This window comes from Salinisphaera sp. (assembly GCF_035690525.1).
Classification (GTDB): Bacteria; Pseudomonadota; Gammaproteobacteria; order Nevskiales; family Salinisphaeraceae; genus Salinisphaera.
In genome coordinates, this window is sequence record NZ_DASSKM010000173.1 from 1 (window position 1) to 9,448 (window position 9,448).

Here is a 9,448-nt window from a genome sequence, read left to right on the forward strand (position 1 = left end):
CCGTCGATCGACGCCCTGTTGCGCCATAGCGGGCTGGCCACGCCGCACGCCGCCTGAGGCCGACCCGGCGGCGCAGCCCGCCAAATCCGCTCGGCCGGTACAATAGCTGCCGGCCGGCTTATGGCTCCATCGGCCGAAGCCCCGACCCACTCACCGTCGCCGACCTCATGCCCATGCAGATCGCCACCTGGAACGTGAACTCGCTCAACGTGCGCCTCTCCCACATCGTCGCTTGGCTGGAGGCCAATCCGGTCGATGCGCTCGCCCTGCAGGAAACCAAGCTCGTCGACGACAAGTTCCCGGCCGACGCGCTCGCCGAGGCCGGTTACCACAGCGTGTTCTCGGGCCAGAAGACCTACAACGGCGTGGCCCTGCTATCGAAGAACCCGGCCCGCGACGTCGTCACCGCGCTGCCGGATTTCGCCGACGATCACAAGCGCGTGATCGCGGGCACCGTGGACGATGTGCGGGTGATCGGCGTGTACTGCCCCAACGGCAAGGATCTGGACACCCCGAGCTACGACTACAAGCTAGCCTGGTTTGAAGCGCTGCGTATCTGGCTGGCGCGTGAGCTCGAGTCGCACGACAAGCTCGTGCTCACCGGCGACTTCAACGTCGCGCCTCGGCCCGAGGACACCTGGGACGCCGAAAAATGGGACGGCCGCATCCTATGCTCGGCCCCCGAGCGCGCGGCCCTGCAATCCCTGCTCGACACCGGCCTGACCGATTGCTGGCGTCTGTTCGACGAACGCGAAGGCCGGCATCGCTTTACCTGGTGGGATTATCGGGGCGGCGGCTGGGCCCGCAACGCCGGTCTGCGTATCGATCACGTGCTGGCTTCGAAGACGCTGGCCGAAGCCTGTACCGAATGCAAGGCACATGTCGGCGAGCGCGGCCGCAAGCGGCCGTCCGATCACGTGCCGGTGGTAGGCACTTTCACGCGCCGCTGACCGTGCCGCGTTGCACCATAATCGGAGCAAACGACACTATGACCAAGAAACGCGACAAACGACGCACGCCGCAAAAGCGTAGCAACAAGCCCACGCCGGCGACAATGATCGCGGAGATTGCCTCGCGCGCACCGGCGGCCCCCGAGTACGCATTTGGCTCGGCCGCCGAGCACTACGACGCGGCGCTCGATGCGTTACGGGCCGACGATGCCGAAGCCGCCGTCGGTGCCCTGCAGGCCGCGCTCGATGCCAACCCGCGCGACACCGACAGCCTGGCGTTGTACGCCGAACTGGCCAGTGACAAACCGGCCGAGCTGCTTACGGCCTTGCAGGTCGTCGAAGGCGTGGCGCGGGCCGAACTCGGCGAGGCAACTTTCAGCGAAGACCGCGGTTATTTCTGGGGCCTGATCGAAACCCGGCCGTACATGCGCCTGAAAAGCCGTATCGCCGAACTGTTGCAAAGCCAGGGCGATACGCCGGCGGCGATCGCCGAATACGCGGAAATGCTCGCGCTCAATCCGAACGACAACCAGGGCGTGCGCGACCCGCTGCTCGGGCTATATCTGGCCACCGATGCACTCGAGCGCGCCGATGCACTAATGCGTGACTACGAGGAAGATGCCTCCGCGGTGATGTGCTGGGGCCGCCTGCTATGGCATCTGCTCAGCGGCGAAACCGGCGAGACCGGCGAGACCGGCGAGACCGCCGAGCGGGCGCTGACCGAGGCACAGCAGGCCAACATATTCGTGGCGCCGTTGCTGCTCGGCGCGCTGGAGCCGCCCGTCGAGCTGCCTGCGATGTATACCCCCGGCGGGGCCAACGAAGCCGTGATCGCGGTCGACTACCTCGGCGATGCCTGGTGGGGGCGCTCCGATCCAACGCCGCTCGAATGGCTTGCACAGAAAGTATGGCTGTAGCCGCGCAAGCGCCCGGCACGGCCAGTCAGCCGCCTCGTCACGGATCGATCATCGCCACCTGCGTTGCAGACGACTGGCGCAGCGACGGACTTCTTTTGCGACTATAGCTGCGCGGCCCCTGATGATCGTCGGTCATGGGTCTGCCTGTTGCAATAGACATCGATACTCTGTCTGAGTTTGCCGATTTCGGTTGCTATATGGTCGAAAAAAGGTTAGTCGAGGTTCGCTTTTGGCTAAATTAGATGTCCATAACGTGCCGGTAACGTGCATGCGATCCCTGTATCAGACGGTGAGCTCCACTGATCCACTCAAGTTCTGGGCTGGACCCGGCGCCAGCATGGATTATCCGAGTGTGGCCCGATTTCTCGATTTGGATAAGAACGCGCTGTCCAAGATCGGCGGCGTCAGCGAGACGTCGGTGCGTCTGGATCAAAAGATCCCGCGGCAACTGGCCGAGCGCCTGCAGCAGATCGCCAATATCTGCACCAAGGTGGCGAACCACTTCGAAGGCGATACCCAGAAGGCCGCGCTGTGGTTTCGCACACAGAATCCGATGCTCGGCTATGTCACGCCGCGCGACATGATTCGCCTAGGCCGATATGATCGGCTGTTGCGCTTCGTTCTGGAAGCCGAAGAAGAAAACGCCCCCGCATGACGAAAAAAACCGCGGCGCAAGCGTAGCGCGCGGTCGCTGTCGCAAACCAAGGCGGGGGATCAGTATCTTCTCGACGCCTTCTCCGTTCTCGATCTCAGGACGTGGGAATCGGCCGGCGACCTTGCGCTGCGCAACGCAGATTCGTACAGCTATGTGCGCGTGGTTGGCCGAATCGAGCGTGCCTTTCCACTGGACCGTCTGGCCGCGCTCAAGCCGTTTACTGATGTCATTCGCGATTTCAAACTGCCGCAAGAAGTTGTGGAACTGGGGCGCCGTATCGGACTCGGCGCTCCCCAGACCGTCGGCTCGCCCAAGGTATTGATGCGGACACTGTTGGCGCCGGATTGGCGCTACCTGCCGAGCAATCACGGGTTGCCGGCCAATCCACAGGTTTTCGGCGCCCTGCTCAGGGACGCCGAGTTTGAAGGCATCGTATATCGATCTGCGCGCGGGCACGACCATTGTCTGGCCGTATTTCCGGAAATGCTGGACCACAGCGACACTCAAATTGCCCTGCACGATGCGGCGCCGGCCAGCGCAACGCGGACCATTCTCGATGCGAGCACTTGGAAAGAGCTCGTGTAAACACGGTCACAAAACCAGGCACTCAACGTGCTCAATAATCGAGCTGGCCCTGGCCGGCCGAACGATGACTGCACGACCTTGGGCCCGAATACCTCGAAGTCGTAGATCGCTGCGGAGACCAACCCGAACTCGCCATCGGCGAGGCGGGCGGTGGTTGTCCAAAATGTCGAGCCCGAGCCTCAGTAGCGACTGGACTCCGCCACCGCGGCATTGATGCGCTCGAGCGTTTCGATAACCGCGACCGCGCTGTCGCCGTCCGAACGCGGGCGGGAACGATCGGTAACGCAGTCGATGAAATGCGCCAGTTCCAGGCGCAGCGGCTGGCCGTCGCCGCGGTGCACGACTTCGCTGCCTTCGTCGCGATTGGTCAGGTCCGCGTCGATCCACTTACGGTGATGGGTGACCGCTTGTGCCACTTCATCGTAAACCAGCATGCCTCTGGTTCCACGCAGCACCGTGCGGCGCTGGGTTTCCGGCCACAGCCAGGAAGTATGGATATTGCCGCGGATACCGCCGGCGAACTCCAAATGCACGTGCATTTCGTCTTCCACCGACAGCCCGAGCATGCGATGGCCGGTGCCGCGTACGCGTTGCGGCGCCTCGCCGGTCAAATAGAGCATGACCGCCATGTCGTGCACGCCGATATCCCAGATCACGTTCTCGGCGCTGCGGGCACGGCCCAGATTGAGCCGCTCGTGCCGGATCGAGAACAATTCGCCCAACTCGCCGGCCTCGACGTAATCCTTGATCCAGGCGATCGCCGGTTGATACAGCAACAGATGGCCGACCATCAGGATCCGGCCGGCGGCCTCGGCCGCGGCGGCCAGCTCGCGGGCATCGGCCGAACTGTGCGTCATCGGTTTTTCGACGAACACATCCTTGCCGGCCGCGACCGCCGCCAGCGCGATTTCGTGATGAGTCGGCGTGGGCGTGGCGATCGCCACCGCATCGCAGCCGGAGGCCAGCGCCGCCTGCCAGTCGGCGTACAACGCGAGATCCGGGTGCTCTTTGGCATAGGCGTTGAGGCGCTCATTGTTGCCTTCAACAATACCGGACAACGCACCGAGCTCCTCGAGATTGCGAATGATGTTCTTGCCCCAGGCGCCGGCGCCAATCACTACGATTTTCATAAAAGCCCTGACGAACGCGAAGCCCCTAGTGTAACGAGAGCGTTCGCGCTCGGCAGGCCGCGATCGGCCGCCAGTTGGTTCAGGCGACCACGAACTGGCCCATCATGCCGTTGTCCTCGTGCTCGAGGATATGGCAGTGATACATATAGGCATGATCGGCATCCGCCGGATGATCGAACCGGGCGGCCAGCTCCACGGTTTCGCCGCCGCGCACCAGCACCACATCCTTCCAACTACGCTCGTGCGGCGCCGGCGGCTTGCCGTTGCGCGCGCGGATGAGAAACGAGGTGCCGTGCATATGGAACGGATGCGCCATGACGCTGACGTTGGTGACCTGCCAGACTTCGGTACTGCCGAGCGCTATGCGCGCATTGACCACGTTCATATCCATGAATTCGCCGTTGATGGCGAACAGGTCGCGGCCGCCGGTGCCGGCGCTCATCCCGCCCGGCCCGCTCGCCGGGCGCGAGCCATAGCCGCGTCCGCCCTGCATCCGCGCGAGCGCATCCGACGCGATCATGCCGTCGAGCAGGAACCGTCGGCGCGGCCCGTCGGGTGCGAGCACGGGCTGGTCGACCAATCGATCCGGCAGCCGCGTGTCGAGATCGAGCGACGGCCCGACGCGCAGTTCGAGTAGATCAAAGCCGCGGCGGTCATGCGCATCGACCGCCATCGGCATGCGATACAGGCCCGGCACCACCGCGCCCGAAGCGCTGCGCAGCACCGGTCGACGGCCGCGATCGCCGCGCAGATCCACCAGGATTTGGGCCCGCTCGGCCGGCGCCAACAGCAGTTGATCGACCGGTGCGGGCTCGGCAAGCAGCCCGGCGTCGCCCGCGATCACATAAAACCTACGGCCGTCGTCGAACGCCAGATTGTAGTTGCGCGCGTTGGATGCATTGAGAACCCGCAGGCGTAGCCAGCCCGCCGCGACCTCCGCATAGGGCTGTTCGACGCCGTTGACGAGAAACCGGTCGCCTTTCATGCCCATGACATCGCGCACGGCGGTCATGTACGCCAATCCGCCGGCATCGTTCAGGCGCCGGTCCTGGATGACGATCGGCAGGTCGTCGATGCCGTAGGTACGCGGCAATGCGAGCGCCTGGTCGCTGTCGTCGTCGATCCAGAGCATGCCGGCGAGCCCGCCGTAGATCTGGGGCCCGGTGTAGGCATGCGGATGCGGGTGATACCAAAGCGCGGCGGCCGGTTGGGTCAGCGTATAGGCCGCGGTCCATGTCTCGCCCGGCGCGATGACGCCGTGCGGGCCGCCGTCCATGCGGCCGGGCACCCGGGCGCCGTGCCAGTGCATGGTGGTGGGCTGGTCGAGCCCGTTGTGGACATGCAACTCGACCGGCTGATTGCGTGGGATACGCAGCGTCGGGCCGAGAACGGCGCCGTTGCAGCCCCAAGTCGGTGTATGCACGCCTTCGACGAGTTCGCTCGTGCCGTAACCGGTCGCGAGCCGGTAATGACGAACTCCGGCGGCATCCAGATGGCCGGCTGCCTGGGGCGGAACAGGCAGCGGCCGGCGAAAAACGCCCGTCGACGGCAACGACGCATCGGGCAAGGCCCGGCCGCCCACACCGGCGCGCGCCCCGCCGGGCCCGACATACGCGCCGGCCAGACCGGCCGCGAGGCCCTTGAGTAGCCGGCGTCGGCCGTTGCGATCAGTCGAATGCATGGTCGAGCGCGCATGGCGCTTGAGCGTGGGTGCGTTTGATCTACGCATAATCTACGCGGAATATTAGCAGTGATTACCTATAATTCTGGCTCAAAATAGACTTTTCCACAGCGCCGGCCGGCAAGGATATGACAACAGAGGAATCCAAGCGGAACGCGCGTCAAAACGCATCCGTAGCCTTCCCCGGCGACACCGAGATGCACGCGCGCGTGCGCGCGCATGATTGGTCGCGAACGCCGCTCGGCGCCATCGAAAACTGGCCGCAAAGCCTGAAAACGGCGGTGGCCGCCTGTCTCGACGCCGGCTTCGCGCATTATGTCTGGTGGGGGCCGGACCTGATCCAGATCTACAACGACGAGGCGATGAACATCCTGCGCGCCAAACACCCGGCCGCGCTCGGCCAGCCGGCGCGCGAATGCTGGGCGGATATTTGGGCCGACGTGGGGCCGCTCACGCACAGCGTCCTCGCCACCGGCGTTTCCGAGCGGCGTGAGAACTTCGAGCTACTGCCGGATCGTGGCGGCCCGCGTGAGCCGGCCTACTTCGACTTCTGCCACAGCGCGCTACGCGATGACGAGGGAAAGATCGCCGGGCTGTTCATTACCGCGATCGAGACCACCGAGCGCGTGCGCGCACAAGCGGCCCGGGATGAAAGCGGTTGCTGGCTCGCCCAGGCAATCGACGTCGCGCGGCTGGGGCACTGGCAACTCGATCTGGCCACCCGCACGCTGACCGCCTCCGCGCAATGCAAGCGCAACTTCGGCCGCGAGCCTGAAGAGCCTTTCGGTTATGAAGATCTGCTCGCCGCCATTCATCCGGACGACCGCGAGCGCCAGGCCGCCGCGGTCGCGGCGGCGGTCGAGTCGCGGTCGGAATTTCATGTCGAATATCGCCTGCTGACGCCGGCGGGCGAACTCCGCTGGGCCGACGTCCGGGGGCAACTCAGCGCAAACGGCGCCAAGGACGCGCGCTTGGCCGGCGTGTCGCTGGATATTACCGAGCGCAAGAGCGCCGAGGCGGCCCTGCACGAAAGCGTGGAGCGCCAGAATTTCCTGCTCGCGCTCGGCGATGTCATGCGCGCCCAGCCCAGTGCAAACGCAATGATCGAAGCCGCCGCTCAGCTGCTTGGCGAACGCCTGGACGCTTCTAGGATCCTGTTCGCGGAGTTTGACGAGGCGAAGGGCATCGCCGACATCTTCCATGGCTGGTTCGCCGATGGCGCTCAACCCTATCCGACGGTGATGCGGCTGGAGGACTACGACGGGCCCATCATGAACGATCTTCGGGCCGGCCGGACGGTGCGAATCGACGATGTGGGCGACCCTTTTCTCGACCGGCCGGATCTCGCCGGTATTGCGGAGCTTGGCGTGAAGGCGCTGCTCAGCGTTCCGCTGATCGTCGACGGTAGGCTGCGGGTCAACCTGAGCGTTCATCAGCATACGGCGCGCCACTGGAGCGTCGATGAAGTGGCGCTCGTGCAGGAGGTTGCGGAACGGCTATGGGCGGATCTCGTGCGGGCGCGCACGGAAACCGTGCTGCGCCAAAGCCGGGAGCGCCTGCAAATAGCGCTCGAGGCCGGCCGGCTCGGCTCCTGGCAACTCGAGCTTTCCGACAAAACCCTGACTTGCACCGCCACCTGCAAGGCCAACTTCGGCTTGGCCTCCGACGCCGAACTGCCCTATAAGCGGCTGGCCGAGCTGATTCATCCCGAGCACCGCGGTCGCTGGGAACAGGCCGTAGAAACGGTCATAAACCAGGGGATCGAGTTCAACGCCGAACGCCGCTGGGAACAAGCCGCGGAAACCGCCATAAACGAGGGTATCGAGTTCAACACCGAATGCCGCGTTATCTGGCCAAACGGCGAGGCGCACTGGGTTTCAATTCATGGCCGCGTACTGTACCGGAAGGACGGCACGCCGTTTCGAATGGTCGGCGTGACGCAGAACATTACCGAGCGCAAGCGCGCCGAAATCGCCGTCGCGGAAGACTTGCGCTGCACGCAGATTCTGCACGAACTTGCCGCGCAGTCGACCAATGACCGGGACATCCACACGATTTACGACAAAATTCTCGACGCGGCGATTGCGCTGACCCGCGCGGATACCGGAACCGTTCAACTTTACGACGAAGAAACCCGGGAACTCGTTTTTCTCTCGGCGAAGAACGATTTGCAAAAGATGATAGAAAAGTTTGCCCGTGTGAATGCCGGATCAAAAACCTCGTGTGGCATCGCGCTGGCAACCGGCGAGCGTGTGTTCGTCGATTTCGACTCGAACGAGGTAGAGGACACGGACGGCTCTTTACAAATCCACGTCGAGCACGGTTTGCTTTGTGCGCAGTCAACGCCGCTCATTTCGCGTTCCGGCAAGCCAATCGGAATATTTTCAACCCACTGGCGCGAACATCACCGCCCGTCCGAACGCGAGCTTCGTTCTCTCGACCTGCTGGCGCGGCAAGCCGCCGATCTAATCGAACAGCGCCAAGCCGAACAAGCCCTGCATGAGAGCGAGAAACGCGAGCAATTCATGCTCAAGTTGAGCGATGCGCTGCGGGCGGAACCGAACGCGGACGCCGTGGCGAGGCGTGCGATCCGGATGCTGTCCGGGCAGATGCAACTCGATCGCTGCTATATCGCGTCTTTCCGGTTGGAGGACGACCGCGCCGACATCACCCATCAGGCGGGCAATGATCGAGTACCGGCATTACCCGACACGCTCCGCCTGTCCGACTTCCCCGAAGGACTCCGGGCCGCGTTCGACCAGACCATGGTGGTCGGCGACGACTTCGAAAGACCGGGCCTGTCGGAAGCCGAGAGGCGTAACAGCCGGCGCCTCGGGATGCGCGCGTTCATTGCGCCGACGCTGCGCAAGGGCGAGAACAACCCGCTCTGGGCGATGGTCGCGATCTCCGCGCGCCCTCGGCGTTGGACGCGCGGCGAAGTCGCGCTGGTGGAGAACGTGGCCGAACGCACCTGGGCCGCGATCGAGCGCGCCCGCGCCGACGCGGCGCTGCGCGACCGGGGAGCGCAGTTGCAGGAGGCGAACCGCGCCAAGGATGAGTTTCTGGCCATGCTCGGCCACGAACTGCGCAATCCGCTGCAGCCGATCATGACGACGCTCGAATTGATGAAGCGGCGCCAGCCGGAGGCGCTGGCCGGCGAGCGCGCCATCGTCGGGTCGCAAGTACGGCATCTGGCGAACATGGTGGACGATCTGCTCGACGTGTCGCGCATCGCGCGCGGCAAGCTGGAACTGAAAAAGACGTCGCTGGACGTCGACGACGTTATCGTTCGCGCGATCGAGACGGCACGGACCACGCTCGATGAACACGAACAAACGGTCGAAAGAGCGGTGGCGGACGATCTGATGGTGGACGGCGACCGGCGGCGACTGGTTCAGGTCGTCACCAACCTGCTGACCAACGCCGCCAAATACTCGCCGCCCGGGCGGACCGTTCATGTCACGGCCGGCGCGGAAGGCGGCGAGGCGGTTATTCGGGTGCGCGACCAGGGTTATGGCATTGCCCCCGAA

7 protein-coding genes are annotated in these 9,448 nt (G+C 64.5%); 5 read left to right on the plus strand and 2 right to left on the minus strand.

Annotation, left to right across the window (positions count from 1 at the left end):
• The first annotated feature begins 173 nt into the window (after positions 1-173).
• The 4 genes from xth to VFJ08_RS13235 all read left to right on the plus strand — a co-directional run bounded on the left by xth (position 174) and on the right by VFJ08_RS13235 (position 3,107).
• Positions 174-950, plus strand: coding sequence for an exodeoxyribonuclease III (xth, locus tag VFJ08_RS13220; RefSeq protein WP_414707077.1), 777 nt, complete (start codon positions 174-176; stop codon positions 948-950).
• 38 nt (positions 951-988) lie between these two features.
• Entirely contained in the window at positions 989-1,867 is an 879-nt protein-coding gene (locus VFJ08_RS13225) for a hypothetical protein (RefSeq protein ID WP_324997690.1), read from the plus strand.
• 268 nt (positions 1,868-2,135) lie between these two features.
• Complete coding sequence (locus VFJ08_RS13230; RefSeq protein ID WP_324997691.1) at positions 2,136-2,522, plus strand: antitoxin Xre/MbcA/ParS toxin-binding domain-containing protein; 387 nt, start codon at positions 2,136-2,138, stop codon at positions 2,520-2,522.
• A gap of 159 nt (positions 2,523-2,681) precedes the next feature.
• Positions 2,682-3,107, plus strand: a complete 426-nt coding sequence (locus tag VFJ08_RS13235; RefSeq protein ID WP_324997692.1) for an RES domain-containing protein — start codon at positions 2,682-2,684, stop codon at positions 3,105-3,107.
• A gap of 179 nt (positions 3,108-3,286) precedes the next feature.
• Here VFJ08_RS13235 and VFJ08_RS13240 read toward each other — a convergent pair whose 3' ends face one another.
• Both VFJ08_RS13240 and VFJ08_RS13245 read right to left on the minus strand, forming a co-directional pair.
• Positions 3,287-4,237 carry a Gfo/Idh/MocA family oxidoreductase gene (locus VFJ08_RS13240; RefSeq protein WP_324997693.1) on the minus strand — a complete coding sequence of 317 codons (951 nt, stop codon included), beginning with the start codon at positions 4,235-4,237 and terminating at the stop codon, positions 3,287-3,289.
• A 79-nt stretch (positions 4,238-4,316) separates the two neighbouring features.
• On the minus strand, positions 4,317-5,966 hold the full coding sequence (locus VFJ08_RS13245; RefSeq protein ID WP_324997694.1) for a multicopper oxidase family protein: 1,650 nt from the start codon (positions 5,964-5,966) through the stop codon (positions 4,317-4,319).
• 80 nt (positions 5,967-6,046) lie between these two features.
• Between VFJ08_RS13245 and VFJ08_RS13250 the strand changes: the two genes are divergently transcribed.
• Positions 6,047-9,448, plus strand: a 3,402-nt coding sequence (locus VFJ08_RS13250; RefSeq protein WP_324997695.1) for a PAS domain-containing protein, incomplete at its 3' end; no start/stop codon positions are given.